The following is a 24,669-nucleotide window of genomic DNA, read 5'->3' as shown; positions in this document are numbered from 1 at the left end:
TGCTTATTTTGGACGCATCAGGCTGCCTATTTTTATAGCAAAACCCCCTTTTAAAGTCATTTAAATGAGGGTTTCAAGCAAAAATCGAGCTCCTCAAGAATATCCTCCGGCCGAAAGGCAAGTTTTGCCCCTTGCTGAATCAGCAGATGGCAGCCTATTGAGTTGGGGTTGCTAATGGGGCCTGGAATAGCAAAAACTTCCCTCCCTAAATCTGCTGCCAGTCGGGCCGTAATGAGTGAACCCGACATTTTGGCGGCTTCGATCACCACAACACCGAGCGAGAGTGCTGCAATGATGCGATTTCGCCTGGGAAAGTGCCATGCCTTGGGGCCTGCCCCTGGGGGCAATTCAGAGATCAAGAGTCCTCGTTGCCCAATGGCTTGAGAAAGGCTGGTATTTTGACGTGGGTACACAAGGTCTATACCGGTTCCCAGCACTGCGGCGGTGAAGTGCCCAGGCCCAAGCTTAAGGACGGCATGGTGGGCTGCGCTATCAACGCCTATGGCTAGCCCAGAAACAATGAGCACCCCTGCTTTTGATAGTCCTTGAGCAATGAGGCGGGCATTTTTTAGACCTTCTAGACTAGCGCTTCTTGAGCCCACGATGGCAATCATGGGTTTCTTTAAAAGAGCAATTTCTCCATATATATAGAGCGACTCTGGGGGGTCAAATAAATCATAAAGACGGCGAGGGTAGTCATCGCTTCCACAGTTGATGCAGGTGGGGGCATTCGGCGTAGGCAGTATTTGCATAAAACAATTTTGTGCCATGGGGGAATTTGAACAATCAGGACAGACTGATAGCTCTGTTGGATAATTCTTATATGGCTTTGTTAAATGTCCTTTGTTATCCAGACCCCCGCCTCCACAAGGTTGCAAAACCGGTAGCGCAGGTTGATGCTCGCATTAAAAAAATTGTCGCTGATATGGCGGACACTATGTATGAAGCCCCCGGCGTTGGCTTGGCAGCAACCCAAGTAGATATTCATGAGCGCATCGTAGTGATCGATGTATCTGATGAGCAAAACGAGTTGATGGTTTTTATCAATCCGGAAATTATTTGGGCAAGTGCGGAAACGAAATCTTGGCGTGAAGGCTGCCTGTCTGTCCCTGAGTTTTATGACGAAGTTGAAAGGCCAGCAGAAATTCGCGTTAAGGCACTAGATATTGACGGCAAAGAATTTGAAATAAATGCCGATGGCTTGTTGGCAGTTTGTTTGCAGCACGAGTTAGATCATTTGCAAGGAAAAGTATTTGTCGAATATTTATCAATCCTGAAGCGAACTCGTATCTCACAAAAAATGAAGAAGCGCGCTAAAGAATTAGTAGGTCAGCGCTAAGCGCCCCAATGAAAATTGTCTTTGCTGGAACCCCGGTGTTTGCTGCGCAAGCCATGCGCGCAATCGATGCTGCAGGACATGAAATTGTTCTAGCGCTTACTCAGCCTGATCGCCGCTCTGGCAGGGGGATGCATTTACAAGCAAGCCCGGTTAAAGAGTTTGCTTTAGAAAAAAATATTCCGGTATTGCAGCCAGAAACATTAAGACGCACCAACGCTGATCCACAAAAAAAAGCACAAGCCGAGGAAGCCTATGAGCGCCTCTCATCAACTGAGTTTGATGCCATGGTTGTTGTTGCCTATGGCTTGATTCTTCCCCAAGAAATTTTAGATATAAGTGAGCGGCCCGGAAGATTTGGTGGCTTTAATATTCACGCCTCTCTACTTCCTCGTTGGCGTGGTGCTGCGCCAATTCAGCGAGCGATTGAGGCGGGCGATGCCAACACCGGTGTTTGCATAATGCAAATGGATGCAGGACTGGATACTGGTGACGTAGTGATGGATGCTCAGATTGCTATTACGCGCGATGAAACAAGCGCTAGTTTGCATGACCGATTGGCGCAACTTGGCGCTGATCTGATTGTTAAAACACTAGACGCTTTGCAGCAAGGTAAAGACTTGATTCGAGCGCCGCAACCAAATACAGGCATTACTTATGCCGAAAAAATATTAAAAAGCGAGGCGGAAATTGATTGGGCTTTAAGTGCAAACGAAATCGATCTGCGTATTCGAGCTTTTAATCCTTTCCCCGGCGCAAGCAGTCAGGTCAACGGACTTATCGTGAAGCTTTGGGATTCTCAGGTCGCTGATGATGGGGCTATAAGCCCAACTGGGAATATCGGTGATGTAATTGGGTTTAGTGGCGAAGGCGTATATATTCAATGTGGCCAAGGCGTAATCGAGGTTACTCAAATACAAAAACCTGGTGGAAAAAAAATAGGTGCCAAAACAGGCCTACAGTCAATTGGTGACGGTGAAAAACGGTTGCATTTTCAGTCAAAGGAGTAGAAATGTTTAATTTTGCAAAAACTGCTGTTTTGATGGCAGCCATTACCGCCTTATTTATTGTGGTTGGCGGCATGTTGGGTGGCGAGCAGGGCATGTTAATGGCTTTGCTTATGGCGGTTGGCATGAACTTTTTTAGCTATTGGTTTTCTGACACCATGGTGCTAAAGATGACTAATGCACAGCAGGTTGACGAAAGATCTGCGCCTCAGTTTTATGGGTTAGTGAAAGAGCTAGCCGAAAAGGCAGGTTTGCCGATGCCCAAAGTATTTTTGATTAATGAAGATGCACCCAATGCTTTTGCAACAGGACGAAATCCAGAAAATGCTTCCGTTGCTGCCACAACGGGGATTCTAAAAATTCTTTCGAATCGTGAATTACGCGGTGTAATGGCGCATGAACTTGCACATGTTCGTCATCGGGATATTTTGATTTCAACGGTAGCTGCAACTATGGCCGGTGCAATTTCTGCGCTAGCAAATTTTGCGATGTTCTTTGGTGGGCGCGATTCAGAGGGAAGACCCAACAATCCAATAGCAAGCTTAATGGTGGCTATATTGGCACCAATTGCAGCAAGCCTGATTCAGATGAGCATTTCTCGCGCGCGAGAATATGAGGCCGATCGCGGCGGTGCAGAAATTAGCTCTGACCCGGAAGCTCTCGCACATGCGCTGGAAAAAATTCATAACTATGCACAAGGCATCCCGTTTCAGGCTGTTGAGCAGCATCCTGAAACTGCGCAGATGATGATTCTCAATCCTTTAAGCGCTGGCGGTCTTGCACAACTTTTTTCAACACATCCTCCCACTGAAGAGCGGGTGGCACGCTTAATGCATATGGCTAAAAACGGGGTATACCCCGGAGCAAATTAATTTGACTGATCAGCAAAAACCACGCAGTCTCCCGCTTTCTGAGGCAATTACTATAGCTGCACAAGCGATTAGTGAGGTGATGAGCGGAAGATCGCTTACAGAAGTTTTAGATCAGCTTGAGCCACACGAACGCCCGATTGTTCAGAGCCTTAGTTTTGATGCCCTCCGCAAATGGGTGCGCTCGCACGAGTTGATCAAACAATTTATTCCAAAGACCCCTCCGCCAGAGACCGATCATTTATTGAGCATTGCCATTGCTTTGTTTTTGCATGATGGGGCAGATAGCAAAGGCTATCCAGCACACACTATTGTTGATCAAGCGGTTAAAGCATGTAGTGAGTATGACAAGACTATGTATGCCAAGGGATTGGTAAACGCAGTTCTGCGTAAGGTAAGTCTTTTAGTGCAACCGCTTGAGGGCGAGAAGCGCTACCCGCCAGATCCAATCCCAATGTATGTACCCGCATGGTGGCGAGCAAATCTCAAGCGCAATTACTCTAAGTCTTGGCAATCAATTTTGTTTCAGCAGGCCAAGCGTGCACCATTAATTTTGCGTGTAAATCAGCGTCAATATACGCGCGAGCAATATCAATCTCTGTTGTCTGAGGCAGGAATTTCATCAGAACCTATCGAGGAGGTGGCTGGCGTTACATTGTCTTGCGCACTCTTGATTCCAGAGGCGGTACCCGTTTCTGATCTGCCAGGTTTTTATAGTGGCGCTGTATCCGTCCAAGATGCGGGAGCACAGCTTGCTGCGATTTTGCTAAGCCCCCATGATGGTGAGATGGTGTTAGATGCTTGTGCTGCTCCCGGTGGGAAGACCGCACACTTACTAGAGCTTGCTGATTGTTCAATGAAGGCTTTGGAGCTAGATGGTGATCGGATAGGAAAAATTGGTGGCAATTTAGACCGCCTTCGCTTGCGCTCTGACAAGGTGCGCGTAGTGCGTGGCGATGCTTCAAAATCCGCCTGGTGGGACGGCATTCCTTTTGACAAAATTTTGCTCGATGCTCCTTGTTCTGCATCGGGTATTGTGTCGCGACATCCAGACATTCCATTTCTGAGACGTGAAGCAGATATCCGGGCCTTACAAGAACGACAGCGAGGCATTTTGAACCAAGCTTGGAAGATGCTGAAGCCAGGGGGCACTCTTTTGTATGTGACTTGCTCGATATTTGTTGAGGAGGGCGAGGATCAGGCTAATTGGTTTGCGAGGCAGCACTCTGATGCGGTACGATTAGATGCTCCAGGCCAGATTTTGCCTGGCGAGTTAAATGACGGTTTTTACTATGCTTTGTTTAAGAAAAATGGGCCATGAGCCGAAGAATTAAACAACTCCTCTTTTTGTTCTTGATGGCTTTGGGAGTTCTCTCAACAACCGTTAGTGCAGAAGGTATCAAGATCAAATCCTTTGAGCTGGAGAGGTCAGACAACGACTGGCTTTTGAGTGCTACTTATCAGATTGAATTATCACCAGGCCTAGAAGATGCAGTAAAAAAAGGCGTAGTTTTATATTTTCAAACAGAGTTTGATTTAACAAGATCACGTTGGTATTGGTTTGATGAGAAGCCAGCCCTCATACAAAGACAAACTCGTTTGTCGTATCAACCATTGACACAGCAGTACCGCATTGCTTCTGAAGGTTTTACCTTTTCTGCCAAATCTATGTCTGAAGCATTACAGGCCGTAGGGAGCATAGGTAGTTGGCGTGTAATGGATAGCTCACAACTGGACCCCGGCAAATCATATACCGCAAGCATGCGGATGACCCTGGACCTGAGCAAGTTACCAAAACCATTCCAGGTCAATGCATTAAATAATCGCGACTGGAATGTATCGAGCGATTGGTATCGCTTTCCGTTCTCTCCAAATGGCCCCAATCTGATTAAGCGATGAGATCGATAGCAGCCCTTCTGGACCCAGGCTTTTTTACATCAAAAGTCTGGAGCAAAAAAGTAATTCCAATCACGATTGGATTGATTGGCGTTTTCGCTCTCTTGCTCTTGGTTTTATTAGCAATCGCCTCATCCAATACAGAGTTTTTTGATAACTATTTTATTTGGTTGTATGCCGCAAACGTAGTGATTGGCATTTCTCTGACATTGGTTATTTTGATTTTGGTGGCAGTGATTGCAGTGCGCTGGTATCGAGGCCATTTTGGCACACGCCTAATCGCAAAGCTGGCAATGATTTTTGCCTTGGTTGGCATCGTCCCGGGATTGATTTTGTACGGCGTTTCTTTGCAGTTCGTATCACGCAGCATTGAAACCTGGTTTGATGTAAAGGTAGAGTCAGCATTGAACTCTGGTCTGGAGTTGGGTCGAGTTACTTTGCGAGTTGCCCAAGAAGAAATCTTAGGCGAAGGCAATTTTATTGCCGAACAAATTGTGCAGATTCCTTCGGGCGCCACAACAGATCAGGTTGGTGCGGTCATTATGAAGATTCGCAATCAATTTGGTATTCAAGAGGTAAGCCTCTTTAATATGCAGCGTAATTTAATTATCACCAGCGAGCTAAAGCCTAAAAAATATTTTCCTGCGCCCACTGCTGATGTTGTTGCAGAGGCTTTTAAAAATAAGGGCGCTACCTTTTTAGATCAAATTGAAATGGATGGCGGGCAGCGTGGCTATCGCATTAGGGCAATTGTTCCCATTGTTCGCAAGAAGGCTACCCACGGTAGGGTGGACTCTAGCAAAGATGCGGAAGATAGATATTTCTTGCAGCTTGTGCGCTATATTCCTGCCCCATTGGCAAAGAATATTTTTGCGGTTGAATCTGCATATAGTGAATATCAAGAAAAGTCACTGGGACGCACAGGTCTGCGCAAGATGTTTGTTGGTACGCTAACCCTGACCCTCTTCTTTGCTGTATTTGTAGCTATTACCTTGGCACTTATGTTGGGTAGACAACTTGCTCGCCCTTTGCTCATGCTGCTAAAAGGAACGCAGGCAGTGGCACAGGGTGACTTATCACCCAAGCCCGAGTTAGATACTGGTGATGAGCTTGGCATGCTTACGCGTCAATTTAATGTTATGACAAGACAGTTGGCAGATACCCGCACCTCTTTGCAGGAGTCCAAAGCTTTCTTGGAGCGAGTATTGGGAAGCCTTACTGCAGGCGTATGTATTTTTGATAAAAACTACAACGTTGTTTCTAGCAATGCTGGAGCCGACAGAATTTTTGGGCAAGACCTAACTCAGCTTGATGGAAGACCGCTGAGCAGCAGTCCTGCTTTGCAAGAGTTTGAGGGGGCCATCAAAGAGGGTTTTGCCACCATGAAACTTGCTGTAGCTGGTGAGGGTGGGGTGGAGCAAAAGTCTAATCAAACCAATGCGCCAGTGTGGCAAAAACAAATTCAGTTACACAGCACCAATGAGTTTGAAAATGAATTGGGCGTCACGCTGTTTGTGCGCGGCACAGAGTTGACCGGTGATTTGCGCATGGTAGTTTTTGACGACATTACCGACGTGGTGAGCGCACAAAGATCGATTGCCTGGAGCGAGGTAGCAAGACGCCTAGCCCACGAGATTAAAAATCCACTTACACCTATTCAGCTTTCAGCTGAAAGATTGCAACATAAACTTGCCGGCAAGTTGAGTCCAGAGCAAGAAGAAATGATTAATCGCAGCACCGAAACCATTATTGGTCAGGTGCAGGCCATGAAAGAAATGGTCAATGATTTTAGGGATTTTGCAAAGACCCCAACCCCTCAATTGAAGCCAGTTTCTATCAATACACTTACCTCTGAGATCTTAGGTCTTTATGAAGGAAGTCCTCTGAAAACCAACCTGGATCCAGGGTGCCCAAACATTATGGGCGACCCAACCCAACTCAGGCAGGTAATCCATAACTTGCTGCAAAACGCTCAAGACGCGACTCTTGAAGGCCCCAATCCTGGTAGTCCAGTAGAGGTAAAAACAGAGTTGGTGCCGTATGGCGAGCACAATGGCGTGGTTCAAAATGCAGTGCGCTTATCAATAAGTGATTGTGGAGTTGGATTTCCAGCTAAGATATTGGCAAGAGCCTTTGAGCCATATGTAACAACAAAGAGCAAAGGTACAGGATTGGGTTTGGCGGTAGTCAAGAAAATTGTTGATGATCATGCGGCCAAAATTGAAATCCGCAATCGTATGTCGGGTGAAGAAGTGATTGGTGCGCAAGTATCAATATTGTTTATGAATCTAGCAAAAGAGGCAGCCTAAGCATGGCTAGTATTTTGGTTGTAGATGACGAGATGGGTATTCGTGAGCTTCTCAATGAGATCCTTACAGATGAAGGCCATACCGTGTACGCCGCAGAGAGCGCTATACAAGCACGCACTATTCGAGAGCAGATGCGCCCCGATTTAGTTTTGCTAGACATTTGGATGCCAGATACGGATGGCATTACATTATTAAAAGAGTGGTCCAACACTGGTCAGTTGACGATGCCCGTAGTGATGATGTCTGGTCACGCAACGATTGACACCGCTGTTGAAGCAACGCGAATTGGCGCTTTGAACTTTTTAGAAAAGCCGATTGCTTTACAAAAGCTGTTGAAGACAGTGAGCAAAGCTTTAGAAAGCTCTCCTAAATATGTTGAACCAGAACAAGAGCGAATCGTTCAATCTAGCAATAGTGCTGCAGCAACACCAAAGCAAGCGGTAGTTGAGTCAGCCCCCGCGCCTGCTGATGGTGAATACATTAGTGGAATTGCAAAAACGTATTTTGACCTGCCGCTAAGAGAGGCTAGAGATCTCTTTGAAAAGGCTTATTTTGAGCATCAGATGCAAATCATGGGCGGTAGCATGACGAAGATTTCTGAATACACCGGCCTAGAGCGCACCCATTTATATCGCAAGCTAAAAGCGCTAGGAATAGACACCTCTCGTAATAAAGGCGAAAGCTAATCACCTATTGGCAATGGGCTGCTCGCCCCCGGAATTAAGCCAATCTGGCAAATCAACGGCGCCCAAAGCAAATTCGTTATAATTCCAAGTCTTGGCCTGGTAGCTCAGTCGGTAGAGCAGAGGATTGAAAATCCTTGTGTCGGTGGTTCGATTCCGCCCCGGGCCACCAAGAAATACCAAAACCACCTCCGGGTGGTTTTTTATTTTTGGCATACGGTAGCCTAAATGATAAATTTCCTGAATAATTCACATAATCCCTAGTTACAAAATGAGACCCCTATGAAAAAACTCTTTATTTCCTTGCTACTTGCTGTAACACCTTTTGGAGCAGCATTTGCTGAAGGTGCTTTTGATGGCGTAAATCTTCAGCTTGGACTTGGTGCCTCAATGACAAAAAGTCAGCAGTCGCAAAATTTGATTTTTGATAACTCAGACCCTGGCCCCGGTAGTAGCTTTACCGCCAATAAAACCAATTTTGTTGGCTCAATTTCTCTGGGATATTCATATGGTTTTGCTAACAACCTAAATTTGGCTGCCAATGTTTTCTACAACGCAAGCTCTAATGATGTTGGAAGCAATGTAACAGGCTTTTCAGATGGCTCAACAATGACTAGAACAATGAATTTGAAAAATGTAATGGGCATTTCAATAGAGCCCGGCTATTACTTTTCAAAAGATATTTTGGGCTTTCTTAAGCTTGGAGTTGCCCAGGCATCTTCCTCGATGTCCTATTCATTTTCAGATGGAGGTTCGGTAGATCCAATTAATTTTGGGAATACGACCGGATTTTTGTATGGCTTAGGCGGCAAGTATGCCGTGACACAAAACATTTATGTCGGCGCAGAGCTTTACCAGATTAACTTTTCCAAAAAGACTTACAGCGAAAGAGGTGAGATGGGGGGGTATGGTCCATACACCTTTAGCGTTTCAAACCAGCCAACCTACAATTATGCTGGTTTAACCCTAGGTTATCGCTTCTAGTTAAATTGTTCATCCTCGGAGCCGGTCGATTCCGCCCCGGGCCACCAAGAAACATCAAAACCACCTTCGGGCGGTTTTTTATTGCCTTCTTGCTTATGAGCGCTTGTTTTGTATAGTATTTGCATATGACAAATCTCAATCAGCTCCCTACAGATCTTCCAATTCCTCAAGATGATGGCTCAACCAATCACTTGAAGGGAATGAAGCTGCCCAATATTTCTTTAACTGCTACCAATGGTAAGACTGTTAACTTTAGCGACATCAAAGGTAAATTAGTTATCTACTGTTATCCAATGACAGGGCAGCCCAATGTTGCCTTGCCTGATGGTTGGGATCAAATTCCTGGGGCAAGAGGTTGTACGCCGCAAAGCTGTTCCTTTAGAGATCACTATCAAGAACTTCAGGCATTGGGCGCTGAAGTAGTGGGTTTAAGTGTTCAAACGACTGAGTATCAAAAAGAGATGGCCGATAGACTTCACCTCCCATTCCCGGTAGTTAGTGATGTGAACTATCAATTTCAAAAGGCATTGAATATGCCAACCTTTGTAGCGGCTGGAATGACATTACTAAAGCGGGTTACTTTAATTGCGAATAAGGGCGTGATAGAGGCAGTTCACTATCCAATCTTCCCAAGTGACAGCGATCCAGCCTGGGTGATTGAATATTTGAAAAGCCATTAGGCCAGTATTTGCCTGGGTCGATTCAAAGAAATTCATGGGTATACTTGAAGGCATATGAAAAAAATAACACTTAATTTATTGGCACTAGCCACCGTGCTTTTGCTTGGTGCCTGTGCGGGCGCAAGCACATCTTCACCCGTTGGAGTTACTTGTCTTCCCGGAATACCTGTGCAAGATAAAAATCCAGATTGCACTGGCGGCGGTTAAACAAACCACCTTCGGGTGGTTTTTTATTTAGCGAGATAGACATTCATATAAAAAATTGGGGGACAGCATGTATAAGCTGATTGCATTTGATGCCTATGGCACTTTATTTGACGTGTATTCCATGGGGCAGTTGGCAGAAGAATTATTTCCGGGTCATGGACAGGCTTTTGCTTTGATGTGGCGTGACCGTCAAATTGAGTACACCCGCTTAGTCACAATGAGCGACCCCAATCCCGCTGGAAGCAAATACTATCTTCCATTTTGGGAGTTAACTATTCGGTCGCTACGATATGTTTGCAAGCGTATGGGGTTAAACCTCACAGAGCAATGCGAAAAACGACTGATGGATCAGTATGCAAAGCTTACCGGCTTTGAAGATAGCTTAGATGTTCTTAAGGCAATAAAAGAAAAAGGAATCTCTACTGCTATTTTGTCTAACGGCAGTAGAGAGATGCTAGCCACGGTGGTGGAAAGCAATGGTCTTGAGCCGTACTTAGATCAGGTGGTGACTATTGAGGATGTGCGCTTGTTTAAAACAGCGCCTCAAGCTTATGAGCTTCTGTTAAAAGCATTTCCAGCAAAGAAAGAAGAGATCTTATTTGTCTCTAGTAATGCCTGGGATGCACTTGCAGCCAAATGGTATGGGTTTGATGTGTTTTGGGTGAATCGTCTTGGGCACCCTTTTGAAGAGATTGGCGAAAAACCAAACTATGAAGGAACCTCCTTAAGTAAAGTTTTGGAAGTGATTTAAGGAAAAAACATGCTACTGATTACTGCAATTATTGCCTCAATCTTGACCATCATTTTCGTTAAGCTCTCTTTTGCAGTGATTGGGCTTAGAAGAAAAAATAAAGTTGGCCTGGGAAGCGGGGGTCACGACGATCTAGAGAGGGCCATTCGTGCGCAAGGTAACTTTGCCGAGTATGTGCCATTCGGTTTAATTTTGATTGCTTGTCTCGAGTTAAATGGCGCCCCTTGGTGGCTCGTTGTTCTACCGGGGATGGCTTTAATCATTGGACGTTTAATTCATGCCAAAGGCATTCATGAGCCGCCCCCCAATTTTAGTAATCGCGTATTAGGAATGAAATTTACTTTCGGCACTCTTATTACGCTAGTTGTCTTAAACTTGGGCTGGTCCTTGCATGGGTTGGTGGCATAGGGATCAAAAAATCTGAAAATAGAAGCGTTTAAGTTTTAATATTCAATCATTACAAAGAGTTTTTATGTACTAGACGGTCTTCAATCAGGATAAAGCGATATGAAAAAATTATTTCTTGCTGTAACAGTAAGCTTGGTTACTTTGGGTTTAAGTGCTTGTGCCGCAAGCTCCACTTCACCAGTTGGAATTAACTGCGACTATAGCCAAGGCAAGCCCTTGTGGGAATTACCGGTAGATTGTCAGGGGCGTTAGTGGTGATTGAGCTTGCCTGATCTCATAATTCAGGCCTTTGTTCTGGGGGCTTTGGGCCTGGGCGCTGGTGTATTGGGTGGCGTCATTGGCTTTGGCACCACTATTATCTTGATGCCTGCTTTGGTCTATTTTTATGGACCTATTCAGGCAATTCCGGTCATTGCTTTGGTTGCTACCGTAGCAAATCTCTCGCGCATTTTTCTTTGGTGGAGCGTTATTCAGTGGCGCGTTTGTTTAGTTTATAGCTTAGCTGCCATCCCATTCACCGTATTGGGTGTTAATACTTTAGTACGGCTTGATGAACGTCTCATCGAAATGACTTTGGGAATTTTTCTGATTGTATTAATTCCTATTCGTCGTTGGATGCGTAAAAAGAATTTCTACCTATCACTATGGCAGATGGGTTTTGTTGGTGCCGCTATTGGCTATTTAACAGGAATTGTCGCGACTACGGGTGCCATCAATACCCCTTTCTTTTTGGCTTATGGCTTAAGCAAGGGCGCTTTCTTAGGAACAGAGGCGGCAAGCACTTTATCAATTTTATTTACCAAAGGCATTGCTTTTCATCAGCTGGGTTTTTTAAATATGACGGCCATCATTCAAGGGTTTCTGATAGGTGCTTGTGTTTTAGCCGGCTCCATTTTCTCTAAAAAAATCGTGCTCGCATTGCCGGAACATAAATTTTTAATATTGATGGAATTGGTAATGCTGATTTCTGGACTTTCTATTCTGTCGATGTCCTTTTAGTGAATATCGGTATAAATCACTAGTTTGATAAAAGTGATATCCGGTTATAATTTTTATAAGCAGGAGAGTGAGGGTTTCCCTCCACCGAAGGCGCAAACTCCCATGAACGCTCAGGTATCCACCAGGAAGGTACTGCTTATCCTAAATAGCCGTCTGGAGAGCCACCATTTTGATGGTGCACCGAAGGAGCAAGCCCTAAGCCACGCTTAGGGTGAATCTCTCAGGTATCAAGGACAGGGGGAGCGGCATCCATCAGCGCGGCATTAGCTCGTGTGTTGGACTGCTTTGGGAGAGTCTCTATGCATATTCAGATTGAATAGTTCGCGAATTTTTATCGTGCCGCAACTGCGGCTTTGAATTCATCTGTATTTCCCAATATCGACTTTGATTTTGGGCGCTAACTTATTAAGGTAAATGTATGACTAATAAATTTGTTGAAGAGGCTCCTTATCACCCTGGTTACGAAGATGCTGGCTTTAAGGGCGCATCCTCGCCACTAGCTGCGGAAATTGATCGCTTTAGAAAAAGTAATTCTCGTTACTTAAGTTTTGCTGATGTGATCGTTGATTTTTGTGCATCAGATCAAAATAAACTGCACGCTGCTAAGTAATTGAAAAATAAATAAGCCACCTTTCGGTGGCTTATTTATTTACTGAATCTTTAGATTTTTATAAATCCAAATTATCCAGAGCTAAATCTTCCAGGTGGCCAGTTTGGGCCCAGGCATCTACTTTCCAATTCAATCCATTATGGCTGATCCAGTTGAGGGAGGCGTTGGGCACTGCAACGACCTTTTCGGCTTCTAGCGCTTGATTGCTTGCGATACGGTACATCATATCTAACGCACCACCATGGCTTACCAACAAAATCGTTTTACCGAGATGCTGGATACGAATTTCCTCAAGCGCAGTGTTGATGCGATTGGCAAACTGCTGAATGCTTTCTCCACCACGTAATTCCTCGGCAATATTTCTGCTGATATGCGATTTCCAAAGCTCTGGTTCAATCTGCGGCGCTTCATCAGTAGTGAGTCCTTGTAGCGCACCAAGATGCCGCTCCCTGAGCGCTGCATTGGTAATTGCGGTTGTGCTAAACAGTTGCTCAATTGCTTTTGCGGTTTTAGCTGCCCGCTCAAGATCGCTGGTATATAAAACATCAAATGCAAGATTAATTTTTTTAAGAGCATGAGCCATTTGCTCTGCTTGAGCAAGTCCTCGAGCATTTAGGCTTATATCGGTGTGGCCTTGTAGGCGACGTGCGGCGTTCCAATTCGTTTCACCGTGACGCACCAAACAAAAACGAGTAGTAGTCATGCAGCCATCATAAAGACTTAATTATTTTTTAGAGTCCAGGCGCGTGGATTGTGCTCAAAGCCAATATGCCCATAGTATTCATTTGCCTTAGGCGCAGCGAGAAGTACGATCATGCATTCAGGGCCTAGTCGAGATTTGGTTTCTTCAATGAGTTGCTTACCAATTCCAGAGCGTTGATATTGCTGATCAACTGCCAGGTCTGCCAGATAGGCAACATAGGCAAAGTCGGTTAATGATCTAGAAATGCCTACTAATACTTCACCATCCCAAGCGGTAATCGTGAGATTGGCATTTTTGATCATGGCCTCAAAGGTTTGTACGTTATGAATGGGGCGTCGTTCTCCAAGCGTAGAGCGTTTGTAGAGGTCTATTGCTTGCTGAGCGGTGATAATGGCATCGTCGCGGTATTCAATCATTTTCATTTTCTATAGATAGCTGATCACCAATGGTTAAAACCCCTGAGCTTAGGACTTCAGCTCGGATACCGCCACGCCCTTCAAATGCTTCCATAAAGCTTGGTCTGCCGAGCAGTTGGGCGGGCCTTTCGCATGGCGCGCAAAGTTCTGTGCCCAACAGCTGAATGCTACTCAGCTGAAATCGTTGCCCTACGAAGTCATTGAGCTCATCTGCAGTGATCCCCTTGAGTACGACATTGCGACGTGTTTCAGCACCATGAAAGCTGGGCTCATCACCGGCCTTTAGCCAGTCATTTGCCGTCTCAATTCCCGATAGGCTAATTAAGCTAATGTGACGCACCTTGGTAGGCTTGCTTGCGGAGTAAGCCCCTGCGCCCAAAGCATAGCGGTCACCCTCAATGCCCATGCCAGCGATTATTTTGGCGGAGTTCATCTGCTTCATATGCGTACCTGCTGCAGTCGCAATATAAATGGCTGTTATATGGGCATTCAATTTCATGGTTAGTCATTGAATATTACAGCCCCCATGGGAGATTGTTAATACAATCAATTGAACACAAGAAAAAGGGTGATGGTGAGCAAAGAAACCAAGGGAATGTTGATTGGCTTTATAGGTATTCTGATCTTTAGCTTAACGCTGCCGGTTAGCAAAATTGCTGTTTTAAGTTTTAACCCTTATTTCATTGCTTTTGGAAGAGCAAGCTTGGCAGGCTTAGTCGCGCTAGCATATCTTGCCTATAAAAAAGAAGGCATGCCGACCAAAGTCGAACTTACAAAGTTTGTAGTGATAGCCCTAGGCGTTGTATTTGGGTTTCCTATTTTTACCACTGTAGCAATGACCCATGGCTCTTCGTCTCATGGGGCTGTTATTTTGGGAATGATGCCACTTGCTACAACGGTAATTGGGGTGCTGCGCTTTAAAGAGCGACCTTCATTGGGTTTTTGGCTGGTATCTCTACTGGGCGCTGGCCTAGTTGTTTTATATGCACTGCTCAAGAGCTCGGGCAGCTTTACTTATATTGATGGCCTTTTGGTCTTGGGCGGCATCAGTGCATGTGTTGGTTATGTAGAGGGCGGCGAGCTTTCAAGGAAGATAAATCCCCGCATAGTTATTTCATGGGCATTGGTAATCTCATTGCCCATCAATTTGGCGATGGCTTGGCTGACATATAGCCCTGAATATATTGATGCAGGTGTCGTAGCATGGATGAGCTTTATGTATCTCAGCATCTTCTCGATGTTTCTTGGCTTCTTCTTTTGGTATGAGGGCCTTGCGATTGGTGGCATTGCAAGAGTAAGCCAGGTCCAGTTAGTCCAGCCATTCTGCACTCTAGTGGCAGCCAGCATTTTGCTTGGTGATTCCCTCACAGCAATGAACTTAATCTTCGCAGTTTTGGTAGTGTCTACAGTAATGCTCGGTAAAAGAATGTTGGTGAGAAGAGTCTAGTCAATTTTTGTTTCTCACTTTTATATGGCGATGTAATTAAAAAGCCCCAGTAACGGGGCTTTTTAATTATGCGACAACAACTTTATGTTTGCTAAGTGCTCGCAATATTTTGCTTTTCTCTTTTGGTTTTGTGCTTGCTTCTAATAATTTAGTAAGCTGCGCTGTGTTAAGGGGCCCTAAACGCGCTTTACCAGTTTTGGTAAGCATAGAGTCGTTTTTTCTGGTTCTTTGGTTTTGGCCTACAGCCATAAATTTCCTAGAGTAATGGAATGATGAATCTCAAAGGCTTGCTCAAGAGATTCCCCTATCTAGGGCGCACAATAGTGATCACAGTCCAGAATAACAGTTAACGCCTGCAGAAGCTATGATGTAACCATGATGAATTTACCCAGTTTAGTTTTTGCCCTTGTAATGGGCTTCTTAATGTCTCTGAGCATTACGCTTGCAACTACATTTGTGCGAGTAGGCCCTGCAGAAAATTTCTTTTGGTTATGGCTTGAGGTTTGGCTGGTGGCCTATCCAGTAGCGATTGTCTGTATTTTGATTTATCGGCCGACTGCCAGCAAAATTACTGCAATGCTTCTAGAAAAGCTGAGCCTTAATAAATCCTAAATACATATGAGTGAGCTCTAAATGAACACATTACTAAAAAATTTCATGCTTTGCGTAAGCTGCATATTTATATTGAGTGCTTGTGCTGCGGTATATACCGATGCGTCAGACGCCAATCACGTGACTTTTTTAAATAGCAGTGGCGAATCCATTGAACAGTTAACTAATAAGGCAAATGCTTATTGCCAGCAATACGGCAAGATCGCCTCATTTCGGAGTAGTGATACTCCATTGGTCGCCGTATTTGATTGCAAGATGCCGCGTTAGATTGCTTAGAGCGGCGGGTAAATTAGCCAGCTAAATCTGATTGATAAATTAGGCCAGCATGCTCTCTCAGGGCGTGGAATTGAATTGATTCCCAGCGCTGTTGAGCGACATCTAATTCTGATTTATGGGATGCTAAGAAAACAGATGCGCCTACGACATCTTCTGCCATGCGGTGAATGTTTTCTTGGGTAAATTTTTTCAGCGCTACAGGATCATCGGAGCTAACCCAGCGGGCCAAGCTATAGCGGGCAGGCAATAGACGTACCTCTGCGCCATATTCTGTTTGCAGACGGTGGCTTACTACTTCGAACTGGAGTTGGCCAAATGCGCCTAACAACATCGTGCCACCAGCCATTGGTCTAAAGACCTGAATAGCGCCCTCTTCACCTAATTGCATTAGTCCAGTGCGTAATTGTTTTGAGCGTAATGGATCTGCAGACTCAACCATGCGGAAAATCTCTGGTGCAAAAAATGGCAGGCCCGTGAACTGTAATTGCTCCCCTTCAGTTAAGGTATCACCAAGGCGAAGTAATCCATGATTGGGCAGGCCAATGATGTCGCCTGGAAAAGCTTCGTCCAAAATATCGCGTCTTTGCGATAAGAAGGAAAGCGCATTGTTCGTGCGCACCTCTTTGCCATTACGACAAATCTTGAGTTTCATGCCGCGCTGAAAATGACCAGAGCAGATTCTTAAAAATGCCACTCGGTCGCGATGCGCTGGATCCATGTTGGCCTGAATCTTGAAGACGACCGCCGAGAATTTATTTTCTGCAGGGCTGACTTCACGTTGCAGCGCTTTGCGTGAACCTGGTGATGGCGCTAGTTCAACTAATGTATTTAGAATCTCACGTACGCCGAAGTTGTTGATTGCAGAACCAAAGAAAACAGGCGACTGACGACCAGCTAGAAAGGCCTCGAGATTAAAGGCAGGCATTGCCTCTTTAATTAGCTCTACCTCACCCAGAGCATTTTCTAAGTCCGTGCCTAAACGTTCTTTCAGTGCTGGATCATTTACATCTACAACCGCATGTGAGTCTTCGGTTACGCGATCTTCGCCTGCTTTGAACATTCGCATCCGCATATTGGCAATGTCGATAACTCCCGCAAAGGATTTGCCCATGCCGACTGGCCAAGTAAATGGAACCACTTCAATACCGAGAGCGGTTTCGATCTCGTCCATGAGTTCCATTGGCGGCTTTACTTCACGATCCATCTTGTTGATGAAGGTGACAATAGGCGTATTACGTGCGCGGCAGACTTCAAGCAAGCGCAATGTTTGGGATTCGACACCATTGGCAGCATCAATCACCATCAGAGCCGAGTCAACGGCAGTTAATACTCGGTAGGTATCTTCGGAGAAATCTTGGTGGCCCGGCGTATCCAATAAGTTAATGATGCAATCGCGGTATTCCATTTGCATTACCGAGCTTGCTACAGAGATACCCCGTTGTTTTTCAATCTCCATCCAGTCGGAGGTTGCATGGCGGCTTGCTTTACGGGCTTTCACACTGCCAGCAATTTGAATGGCGCCCGCGTATAGCAATAGTTTTTCAGTAAGCGTAGTTTTGCCGGCATCTGGGTGAGAGATGATGGCAAAGCTGCGACGTCTAAGTACTTCTGCGCCTGGCGTGCTGGAGGTGGAAGTTTCGATGGTAATTTTGCGCTACTTAATATCAGTTTGGACGCAATTATAAGCGGGCGAGCCGCTTCAGAATTGCTCTTCAGGCCTTACATAGCGCCATTGGCCTGGCGGCAGTGGGCCTAGTGAGATACGACCCATTCTGACGCGTTTGAGACCCAATACTTTGAGGCCCACCATCTCACACATCCGACGTATTTGGCGCTTGCGTCCTTCGCGCAATACAAAGCGAAGCTGATCTTCATTTTGCCAGCTTACTTGTGCAGGCTTTAGCTCTACTCCATCAAGTGAGAGACCATGTCTTAAGCGATCCAAATCTTCAAAAGAAAGCATTCCTTCAACGCGTACTAAATATTCTTTTTCAATGGGACTATTTTCACCAATCAATAATTTGGCAATACGCCCATCTTGAGTAAGAACTAGCATGCCAGTAGAGTCAATATCCAATCTTCCAGCAGGTGCTAGACCTTTAGTGTTGAAGCGAGGACTTCTCCCTTTATCTAGGGGGCTGGCAAAGTAATTTTCTGGAGTAATCAAAGAGGCTGCAGGTTGATATTCTTGCTCATCATCGTAGTGAGATATGTAACCAACAGGTTTATTAAGGATCACGGTAATGCGAGAAGCTTGTTGCGCTTTGGCGCCAGATTGCAACTCTATTTTTTGATGACGAAAAGCACGAACACCCAATTCATTCACTACTTCACCGTCTACTGTTACGAGACCTTGCTCAATATAAGAGTCAGCTTCACGGCGTGAACACAGGCCTAGCTCAGAGAGTAATTTTGAGACGCGTACTTTTTCTTCCATGTACGCATTATCCGTCAATTGCTAGCCTTGGGGAGTTGATGGGCCTAGATCAAGTCCTGACAATATGCACGCTGCAGGGCGCCTCTTCGACAATCTTAGTCATAGAGGTTCTCCATGGCGTTACTTTGTTAGGTAGCTTATGTGATGCTCCAATCAGAATGAGGGATGCATCATTGTCTTTCGCGAATTCTACAATTCGGGATGCTGGATCAAGAGCCTCTAGTACGTGATAAGAAATTCTCTCTGGCGGAAGCTTTAGCGGTTTAGCCCAATCCATTAGCTGTACTAAATGACCGCGCACAATACCGCTGGCAGTCTCACTCTCTTGGTTTCCTTCGAATGTTGGTGTGCTGCTAATGGTGCTCAAGCAAACTAATCGACTTTCAGGATAGGCATGCAAAAGGTTCTTTGCAGTAATTTGCATACGCTCTCGTAAGTCTTCATCTGACTGGCGAGTATCAATTGCCGCAATCATGAGGGGCGCGTCAAAGTTCCCCATGCTCGGACGTGGACTTGGGGAGGGTTCATAGCCAGCAGCTTTAAACATCCCCTTCAGGTTTTGCCAAAAACTAGGCGGCTCAACACGGTCAGCCCGCTCCGTTAGTGTGACGCCCTCGGGATCCCTCAGCACTTGCCGCAAGCGCGCAGCACTTTGGTAGCGATCTGCGGCACGAGGTTCAAGGCACCTTAAAACAACTTCTTGAAGCCAGCGAGGAATTTCTCTACGAATTGCCCTTGGTGGGAATGGCTCTGCCCACATTCTTCGACGTAAGCCACTCATTGATTGGGGATTGCCAAATGGTAGTTCACCAGTCAGCAGCTCGTACATGATTGCACCGATAGAAAAAATATCACTACGTGCATCAGAGCGAATACCAGCTACTTGCTCGGGGGAGATATAGGGCGCAGAGCCAACGCCTTTTCGCATTTCTTCGGCCAGCAAATCAGGATAGCGAGCATGATGTGACAAACCAAAATCAATGAGGGTTAACTTGCCCTTCTCATCAACCAAAATATTTTCAGGCTTGATATCAAGATGGATTGCATCTTGAGAGTGCAGTGATTGAACTGCTTGCGCAAGATCCGCGCCAATGCGGACAACTTCATCAATCGTAAAAACTTTACCTTCTTTAATGTAGTCCTCAAGAGGTCTGCCTTCCACCCATTCCATTGCAATATATGGGCGCGTGGCCATATTGCCAGAGCCCAGATACTTTGGAACGTATGGGCTTTTAAGTGAGCGCAAGATGGTGAGCTCAGTTTCAAAGCCAATCAAGCTTTCTACAGGCTGATCTCTACCAACGCGCGGTATCTTTAGCAGAATAGGAACATCAATACCTTCTTTGGTTGCAGAAAAAAGGCTGGCCATTCCGCCACGATGAACTTCCTTGCCTAAGGTAAATCCATCAACTATTTTGCCTTCTTGAAATATATCGTCTACTGCTTCAATATCAGTATTAATTGCCATTAGATTTACCTGCCCGTAATAAGGCGATTTGCTAAGTCTTCTGGCAGCCCGGCACGACGCACTTTGTCTGCAGCAGTAAAGTGATCATAGGGTGTGCGATGAAAGGTGAGAACTTCCGCTTCAGGTTCGAAAATGGCAAAACAGGCCTCAGGGTTGCCATCTCTTGGCTGGCCAAGGGAGCCTACAACGCCTACCCACTGGCGATGGTGAAGCACTGGAATTTCATCGCCGGGATGTGGTGCAAAGCGAATGAGTTTTCCAACGGCGCTTTGATAAAACAATGCCTGCTCATGTGCATGGCCTACAAAGGTGTAATTCTTTCCAGAGTTTTGTACGCACCGCCATGCACTCATGCTATCGGTAATGTAATTCCAGTCGGCAGGGTTATGTGCAGAGGCGTGAACAAAACAAATTTCGTCCTCTTGAATAATGAGCGGTAGATTTTTTAAGAACTCCACGTGACTAGGCTTGAGCTGAGACTTAGTCCACTCGATGGCAGCATTGGCGCTGGAGTTCATTTGACTTCGACTGTCCTTAAAAACAGCTTCATCATGATTGCCAAGGATGGCTATGGCCTGCTTCTTCTCCACAAGATCAGCAATTCGATCGATGAGCGCTGCAGGGTCGGCGTTATAGCCAACTAGGTCACCCAAGAAAACCATTCGGGTTACTCCAAGCTCTTGCGCACGAGCCATACAGGCTTCAAAGGCTTCTAAATTACTATGGAGATCGGCGAATAGCCCAATACGTTCAGTCATCCCTTAATGATAGGACAAAAGACCTCTAGATAGAAGGGTTATAGGGGCTTTGACCGTTATCTGGGCGATTTTTGAACCGCTTATGAACCCAGTAGTATTCCGCTGGGCGCAATCGAATTTTCTCTTCAAAATATTGGTTTAGACGAGCAGTGTCTGATTTTGGATCAACTCCTGGGAAATTCTCCAAAGGCTCTCCAATTTCGCACAGGTAGCCAGACTCATCCGCCTTCAAGGTGGTTGTCATCAGGCAGACATCGGCGCCTGTAATTTTAGCTAAGCGAGAAATCGTAGTGATCGTATTCGTTTGGATGTCAAAAAACGGTACAAACTCAGAGTCCTTTAGACCTAAATCAATATCTGGTGCAATGATGATGAAATCGCCGTTACGAATTTCGCGAATGATGGCTTTAGCATTTCCCTGTCGATCAATGGAGTTTCCACCGAAGCGATTGCGCCATTCAATAATTTTTTTATTAAAGAATGGACTTTTCATTCTTTGAAAAAATCCAGAAGTCCGTGGCCAGTGCTTTTCTTTGGACAGTGCGCTCAAAATAATACTGCCCTCAATACCTGTGAAGTGCATATTGACGAGGATGCGCGGTTTTTTGCTAGAGAGATCTACTGCTGACTTTACCTCGATCATATTGCCCAACTGTTTTGAACTGCCACACCAAATAATACTTTTTTCTACGAGGCTGCGACCAAGCAAACGCCAGTGTTGTTTGCATAAGCTATCAATTTCAGCTGAGCTTAATTGGGGAAAGCATAGGCGGAGATTAGTTTTCACAACCCGGTTTCTATCGCCGGGAATGCGAGCAGCAATATAGCCAAGCCCATAACCAATGGCAACTAGTAATCTATAGGGTAGTAGTGAGAGAAGCTTGAGTAGCGCAACAACTACTTGATTAGAAAAAGATTTGAGCAAATTAGTTTTGATCTTGTTCGTAGCGCTTTACAGACTTAGCATAGCGCTCAGTCATTTCTTCGACCGAGCTGCTTGACATGCCCAAGTCGTTCACCAGACCAGTCTCAAGTCGATAAGCCCAGCCATGAACGGTTAGATCCTGTCCGCGCGCCCAAGCATCTTGCACGATAGTGGTTTCACAAACGTTCACTACTTGCTCAATGACGTTGAGCTCGCATAAACGATCTTGACGTTTTTGGGTTGGGATCATGTCGCCTAGATAACGCTCATGTTTTTGATGCACGTCTTTGACATGGCGTAACCAGTTGTCAGCCAGACCGACTCGCTTATCTGTTAGTGCCGCATGAACGCCTGAGCATCCATAATGGCCCACCACCAATATATGCTTCACTTTAAGTAAATCAATTGCAAACTGAATCACGGATAAACAATTTAAATCTGTGTGGACAACGACGTTTGCAACGTTTCGATGGACAAATAATTCACCAGGCAACAAATTAACAATGTCATTTGCTGGCACTCGGCTATCAGAGCAACCAATCCAAAGGTATTCGGGGGCCTGTTGAGAGACAAGGCGCTTAAAAAAGTTGGCATCCTTGGCTATCATGCTTTCTGCCCAGGTGCGATTGTTTGTAAATAGCTGCTCTAAAGCTTGAGAATTCTTCATCGTCATGGATTCAGTTTAAAGTACTTTGATGACACCTATTTGGTTAAAACAAACCCCCACTGGGATCACTCTCAATTTGCATTGCCAGCCTGGGGCAAAACAAACAAAAGTGGTTGGCCTTCATGACGGCTGCTTAAAAATTTCTCTACAGGCGCCGGCCCTTGAAAATAAGGCAAATGAACTCCTATTGGCCTGGCTTTCCAAGCAGCTGAGAGTGCCTCAAAAGCAAATTCAATTCGTGTCTGGTCAAAATAGCCGCAAGAAAAGAGTGGAAATATGGGGCCCCATTAGTCCTGAGCAAATTGTTCAGTTACTAAGCCCCTAAAACCAAAATCAGCCTACCAAAAAATGGCCCACAAAATTCCTAGAATCAGCACCCACTTGCCTACGTAGTAAACGGTGCGATGTTTTGCTTTAAGTTTTTTGGCTTGCGCGCGGAGTTGGTAGAAATAGGTAAAAAGAACATTTACAAAACCAACTTTTTCGCCTTCTACGTTTTGAGAAGAAGCTGCACTCATGACATATCGACCAAACCAGCGATTCAGTAGCTGAACTATTTTGGTGTACACAGGACGCTCGACATCACAAAATAAGATAATTCTTTGCTGGTCGGTTTCATTGGCAGCATAGTGAATGTAGGTCTCATCAAACATCACCGCTTCACCATCTTTCCAGTAATAGCGCTCACCATCGACGTCAATGAAGCACTTGGGGTTGTTTGGCGTAGATAGACCAATGTGATAGCGCAAGGAGCCTGCATAAGGGTCGCGGTGGCGTACCAAGGTTGCGCCGGGCGGCAATGAGGCAAACATGGCCGCCTTAATGGAGGGGATGGATTTCAGCAGTGCCACTGTTTTAGGGCATTTAGCTTGGGCTGACGGCACCTCTTTTCCGTACCAGCATAGGTGAAAACGCTTCCAACCAGTGCGAAAGAAAGAATTAAAGCCAATGTCGTTGTATCCGGTTGCTGCAGCAATGGATCCACCCTCCTGCAAAGAAAGCGCTTCCTGCCGTATGGTTTCCCAATTGTCTTGAATGGGTTTCATTTCAGGAAATTGACTAACTGGAATAAAGGCGCTTGCCTTCACTTTTGAAAATAGGTACAGCAGGGTATTTACTGGTGCTAGAAGCACCTGGTAGTCAGTGAGAGATCTCACTACGCCAAAACGCACCTTTCCCCTGTAATAGACGTAAATTGCTGATACTACAAAAACAAAAAAGATAACGTGACGAATTTCCATGGCTTTTGTCTATTTAAGGTAGTTATCGATATTTTAATTTGGATATAGGCCTTAAATAGACTATTTCTCGCAACTGGATGCTCATATACTTCATATAGAAGATATAAGCACCCGACTAGGGTTTGTGTGTAGATTTACCAAGGAAATTCTGATGAATAGCTTTATAAAGTGGCTCTTAAGCCTTGTTTTAATTGGGTTAGTGGCTATTTCAGTCTATACGTGGGCCATGCTGAATTGGAGCTACGGAAGTGGCGAGCGTGCTGGATATGTGCAGAAATTCTCTAATCGTGGGTATGTATGTAAAACCTGGGAGGGTGAGTTGGCGATGGTCTCTATGCCCGGCACGATGTCAGAAAAATTCCTCTTTACGGTGCGTGAAGATGCTGTGGCGCAAAAAATAAATGCTAATTTAGGAAAAAAAGTTGCCCTAAAGTATGAGCAACACATCGGCTTGCCGACAACCTGTTTTGGCGATACGGAGTATTTTGTTTCTGATATCGTAGTTTTGGATGAGTAGTTTGTAGTTGAAGTAAAAAATTGCTGTAACGCAACTTTATTTTTGTAATTTTTTGTGGTTAAAATCATGTAAGCGTAATGTGCGCTGACATCAATATCTATAAGGAGCTTCACTTGAACAAAGCCGAACTAATCGCAGCGATTGCTGACGACGCGGAGATTTCTAAAGCCAAAGCTGAATTCGCATTGAATTCTGCTATCGACACAATCATCAAAGCTGTTACTAAAGGTGACTCAGTACAACTGATCGGCTTTGGTACATTTGCTTCTGGCAAGCGTGCTGCACGTATGGGTCGTAACCCAAAAACTGGCGAGCCACTCAAAATCGCTGCTGCAAAAACTGTTAAGTTTTCTGCTGGTAAAGCATTTAAAGATTCAGTTAACAAGCGTAAGAAGTAATTCTTCCTTTGTTGATAAAAAAGCCCGGCATGCCGGGCTTTTTTATTCCCTAGAAAATGCTTCGG

General features: G+C 45.3%; 33 protein-coding genes, 1 tRNA gene and 1 riboswitch. Of the genes, 22 read left to right on the top strand and 12 right to left on the bottom strand.

The genetic code is table 11. The annotated features are described in order from the left end of the window. Positions 1-56: 56 nt before the first annotated feature. Positions 57-770 (bottom strand): DNA-processing protein DprA, encoded by a 714-nt coding sequence (gene dprA / locus ICN23_RS04205; RefSeq protein ID WP_255532697.1) that lies wholly within the window; start codon positions 768-770, stop codon positions 57-59. 53 nt (positions 771-823) lie between these two features. Here dprA and def point away from each other — a divergent pair, with 53 nt between their 5' ends. The 9 genes from def to ICN23_RS04160 all read left to right on the top strand — a co-directional run bounded on the left by def (position 824) and on the right by ICN23_RS04160 (position 9,084). Further along, complete coding sequence (gene def / locus ICN23_RS04200) at positions 824-1,339, top strand: peptide deformylase (RefSeq protein ID WP_216231045.1); 516 nt, start codon at positions 824-826, stop codon at positions 1,337-1,339. Between the two features lie 8 nt (positions 1,340-1,347). Then, entirely contained in the window at positions 1,348-2,346 is a 999-nt protein-coding gene (gene fmt / locus ICN23_RS04195) for a methionyl-tRNA formyltransferase (protein WP_216231044.1), read from the top strand. 2 nt (positions 2,347-2,348) lie between these two features. After that, positions 2,349-3,215, top strand: coding sequence for a zinc metalloprotease HtpX (gene htpX / locus ICN23_RS04190; protein WP_216231043.1), 867 nt, complete (start codon positions 2,349-2,351; stop codon positions 3,213-3,215). A gap of 1 nt (position 3,216) precedes the next feature. Next, positions 3,217-4,533 (top strand): 16S rRNA (cytosine(967)-C(5))-methyltransferase RsmB, encoded by a 1,317-nt coding sequence (gene rsmB, locus ICN23_RS04185; protein WP_216231042.1) that lies wholly within the window; start codon positions 3,217-3,219, stop codon positions 4,531-4,533. Further along, positions 4,530-5,111 carry a DUF4390 domain-containing protein gene (locus tag ICN23_RS04180; protein ID WP_255532696.1) on the top strand — a complete coding sequence of 194 codons (582 nt, stop codon included), beginning with the start codon at positions 4,530-4,532 and terminating at the stop codon, positions 5,109-5,111. Before rsmB ends, ICN23_RS04180 begins: the two co-directional genes overlap by 4 nt. Continuing rightward, on the top strand, positions 5,108-7,417 hold the full coding sequence (locus ICN23_RS04175; protein WP_216231041.1) for an ATP-binding protein: 2,310 nt from the start codon (positions 5,108-5,110) through the stop codon (positions 7,415-7,417). The genes ICN23_RS04180 and ICN23_RS04175 overlap by 4 nt, the downstream gene beginning before the upstream one ends. 2 nt (positions 7,418-7,419) lie before the next feature. Continuing rightward, positions 7,420-8,103 carry a response regulator gene (locus ICN23_RS04170; protein WP_216231040.1) on the top strand — a complete coding sequence of 228 codons (684 nt, stop codon included), beginning with the start codon at positions 7,420-7,422 and terminating at the stop codon, positions 8,101-8,103. 93 nt (positions 8,104-8,196) lie between these two features. Then, positions 8,197-8,272 (top strand) — tRNA-Phe (locus tag ICN23_RS04165). Positions 8,273-8,382: 110 nt separating this feature from the next. Beyond that, positions 8,383-9,084 carry an outer membrane protein gene (locus ICN23_RS04160; protein ID WP_216231039.1) on the top strand — a complete coding sequence of 234 codons (702 nt, stop codon included), beginning with the start codon at positions 8,383-8,385 and terminating at the stop codon, positions 9,082-9,084. Here the strand turns inward: ICN23_RS04160 and ICN23_RS10000 are convergent. Continuing rightward, entirely contained in the window at positions 9,081-9,209 is a 129-nt protein-coding gene (locus ICN23_RS10000; RefSeq protein ID WP_255532695.1) for a hypothetical protein, read from the bottom strand. The genes ICN23_RS04160 and ICN23_RS10000 overlap by 4 nt on opposite strands. On the opposite strand from ICN23_RS10000, the gene ICN23_RS04155 reads away from it, so the two are divergent. From ICN23_RS04155 to ICN23_RS04125, 7 genes are all read left to right on the top strand, one after another. After that, positions 9,210-9,764, top strand: a complete 555-nt coding sequence (locus ICN23_RS04155; protein WP_216231038.1) for a peroxiredoxin — start codon at positions 9,210-9,212, stop codon at positions 9,762-9,764. A 54-nt stretch (positions 9,765-9,818) separates the two neighbouring features. Further along, positions 9,819-9,971 carry a hypothetical protein gene (locus tag ICN23_RS04150; RefSeq protein WP_216231037.1) on the top strand — a complete coding sequence of 51 codons (153 nt, stop codon included), beginning with the start codon at positions 9,819-9,821 and terminating at the stop codon, positions 9,969-9,971. Positions 9,972-10,038: 67 nt separating this feature from the next. Further along, entirely contained in the window at positions 10,039-10,722 is a 684-nt protein-coding gene (locus tag ICN23_RS04145) for a haloacid dehalogenase type II (protein ID WP_216231036.1), read from the top strand. Between the two features lie 9 nt (positions 10,723-10,731). Beyond that, positions 10,732-11,130 (top strand): MAPEG family protein, encoded by a 399-nt coding sequence (locus ICN23_RS04140; protein WP_216231035.1) that lies wholly within the window; start codon positions 10,732-10,734, stop codon positions 11,128-11,130. Between the two features lie 99 nt (positions 11,131-11,229). Then, a complete protein-coding gene (locus ICN23_RS04135) occupies positions 11,230-11,382 on the top strand; it encodes a hypothetical protein (RefSeq protein ID WP_216231034.1) in 153 nt (50 codons plus the stop codon). Positions 11,383-11,394: 12 nt separating this feature from the next. Continuing rightward, a complete protein-coding gene (locus ICN23_RS04130; protein WP_216231033.1) occupies positions 11,395-12,129 on the top strand; it encodes a sulfite exporter TauE/SafE family protein in 735 nt (244 codons plus the stop codon). A gap of 143 nt (positions 12,130-12,272) precedes the next feature. Further along, a riboswitch (glycine riboswitch) is annotated at positions 12,273-12,376 on the top strand. 171 nt (positions 12,377-12,547) lie between these two features. Beyond that, positions 12,548-12,739, top strand: a complete 192-nt coding sequence (locus ICN23_RS04125) for a hypothetical protein (RefSeq protein ID WP_216231032.1) — start codon at positions 12,548-12,550, stop codon at positions 12,737-12,739. A 58-nt stretch (positions 12,740-12,797) separates the two neighbouring features. Here ICN23_RS04125 and ICN23_RS04120 read toward each other — a convergent pair whose 3' ends face one another. The 3 genes from ICN23_RS04120 to ICN23_RS04110 are packed head-to-tail and all read right to left on the bottom strand — an operon-like array spanning position 12,798 to position 14,357. Further along, the gene (locus tag ICN23_RS04120; protein ID WP_216231031.1) at positions 12,798-13,442 is read right to left on the bottom strand and encodes a histidine phosphatase family protein; all 645 of its coding nucleotides are present in this window, start codon (positions 13,440-13,442) and stop codon (positions 12,798-12,800) included. Between the two features lie 17 nt (positions 13,443-13,459). Continuing rightward, complete coding sequence (locus ICN23_RS04115; RefSeq protein ID WP_216231030.1) at positions 13,460-13,858, bottom strand: GNAT family N-acetyltransferase; 399 nt, start codon at positions 13,856-13,858, stop codon at positions 13,460-13,462. Beyond that, positions 13,851-14,357: an MOSC domain-containing protein gene (locus ICN23_RS04110; RefSeq protein WP_255532694.1), complete on the bottom strand. Its 507-nt coding sequence runs from the start codon at positions 14,355-14,357 to the stop codon at positions 13,851-13,853. The genes ICN23_RS04115 and ICN23_RS04110 overlap by 8 nt, the downstream gene beginning before the upstream one ends. A gap of 51 nt (positions 14,358-14,408) precedes the next feature. Here ICN23_RS04110 and ICN23_RS04105 point away from each other — a divergent pair, with 51 nt between their 5' ends. From ICN23_RS04105 to ICN23_RS04095, 3 genes are all read left to right on the top strand, one after another. Further along, positions 14,409-15,305 (top strand): DMT family transporter, encoded by an 897-nt coding sequence (locus ICN23_RS04105; protein ID WP_255532693.1) that lies wholly within the window; start codon positions 14,409-14,411, stop codon positions 15,303-15,305. 375 nt (positions 15,306-15,680) lie between these two features. Further along, positions 15,681-15,917: a DUF2798 domain-containing protein gene (locus tag ICN23_RS04100; RefSeq protein ID WP_216231029.1), complete on the top strand. Its 237-nt coding sequence runs from the start codon at positions 15,681-15,683 to the stop codon at positions 15,915-15,917. A 21-nt stretch (positions 15,918-15,938) separates the two neighbouring features. Next, positions 15,939-16,184 (top strand): hypothetical protein, encoded by a 246-nt coding sequence (locus ICN23_RS04095; RefSeq protein ID WP_216231028.1) that lies wholly within the window; start codon positions 15,939-15,941, stop codon positions 16,182-16,184. Positions 16,185-16,206: 22 nt separating this feature from the next. Here ICN23_RS04095 and ICN23_RS04090 read toward each other — a convergent pair whose 3' ends face one another. Genes ICN23_RS04090 through can form a run of 6 tightly spaced genes read right to left on the bottom strand, consistent with a single transcriptional unit; the run spans position 16,207 to position 22,454 of the window. Continuing rightward, entirely contained in the window at positions 16,207-17,835 is a 1,629-nt protein-coding gene (locus tag ICN23_RS04090) for a peptide chain release factor 3 (protein ID WP_216231903.1), read from the bottom strand. Positions 17,836-17,892: 57 nt separating this feature from the next. Continuing rightward, positions 17,893-18,630, bottom strand: coding sequence for a pseudouridine synthase (locus tag ICN23_RS04085; protein WP_216231902.1), 738 nt, complete (start codon positions 18,628-18,630; stop codon positions 17,893-17,895). Positions 18,631-18,679: 49 nt separating this feature from the next. Then, positions 18,680-20,098 (bottom strand): serine/threonine-protein kinase, encoded by a 1,419-nt coding sequence (locus ICN23_RS04080; protein WP_216231027.1) that lies wholly within the window; start codon positions 20,096-20,098, stop codon positions 18,680-18,682. A 5-nt stretch (positions 20,099-20,103) separates the two neighbouring features. After that, a complete protein-coding gene (locus ICN23_RS04075; protein ID WP_216231026.1) occupies positions 20,104-20,856 on the bottom strand; it encodes a metallophosphoesterase in 753 nt (250 codons plus the stop codon). 25 nt (positions 20,857-20,881) lie between these two features. After that, the gene (locus ICN23_RS04070) at positions 20,882-21,781 is read right to left on the bottom strand and encodes a lipid A biosynthesis acyltransferase (RefSeq protein WP_216231025.1); all 900 of its coding nucleotides are present in this window, start codon (positions 21,779-21,781) and stop codon (positions 20,882-20,884) included. 1 nt (position 21,782) lies between these two features. Further along, positions 21,783-22,454 carry a carbonate dehydratase gene (gene can / locus ICN23_RS04065; RefSeq protein ID WP_216231024.1) on the bottom strand — a complete coding sequence of 224 codons (672 nt, stop codon included), beginning with the start codon at positions 22,452-22,454 and terminating at the stop codon, positions 21,783-21,785. A gap of 22 nt (positions 22,455-22,476) precedes the next feature. On the opposite strand from can, the gene ICN23_RS10085 reads away from it, so the two are divergent. Continuing rightward, positions 22,477-22,773 carry a DUF167 domain-containing protein gene (locus ICN23_RS10085; protein ID WP_216231023.1) on the top strand — a complete coding sequence of 99 codons (297 nt, stop codon included), beginning with the start codon at positions 22,477-22,479 and terminating at the stop codon, positions 22,771-22,773. Between the two features lie 13 nt (positions 22,774-22,786). On the opposite strand, the gene ICN23_RS04055 is transcribed toward ICN23_RS10085, so the two are convergent. Further along, positions 22,787-23,683 carry an aspartyl/asparaginyl beta-hydroxylase domain-containing protein gene (locus tag ICN23_RS04055; protein ID WP_216231901.1) on the bottom strand — a complete coding sequence of 299 codons (897 nt, stop codon included), beginning with the start codon at positions 23,681-23,683 and terminating at the stop codon, positions 22,787-22,789. A gap of 157 nt (positions 23,684-23,840) precedes the next feature. Here ICN23_RS04055 and ICN23_RS04050 point away from each other — a divergent pair, with 157 nt between their 5' ends. Next, positions 23,841-24,206: a hypothetical protein gene (locus ICN23_RS04050; protein WP_216231022.1), complete on the top strand. Its 366-nt coding sequence runs from the start codon at positions 23,841-23,843 to the stop codon at positions 24,204-24,206. 77 nt (positions 24,207-24,283) lie between these two features. After that, the gene (locus ICN23_RS04045; protein ID WP_011903860.1) at positions 24,284-24,604 is read left to right on the top strand and encodes an HU family DNA-binding protein; all 321 of its coding nucleotides are present in this window, start codon (positions 24,284-24,286) and stop codon (positions 24,602-24,604) included. Positions 24,605-24,669 lie beyond the last annotated feature (65 nt).

Source organism: Polynucleobacter sp. MWH-Jannik1A5 (assembly GCF_018881795.1).
Lineage (GTDB): Bacteria > Pseudomonadota > Gammaproteobacteria > Burkholderiales > Burkholderiaceae > Polynucleobacter.
This window is presented reverse-complemented; position numbering and strand designations above follow the sequence as displayed.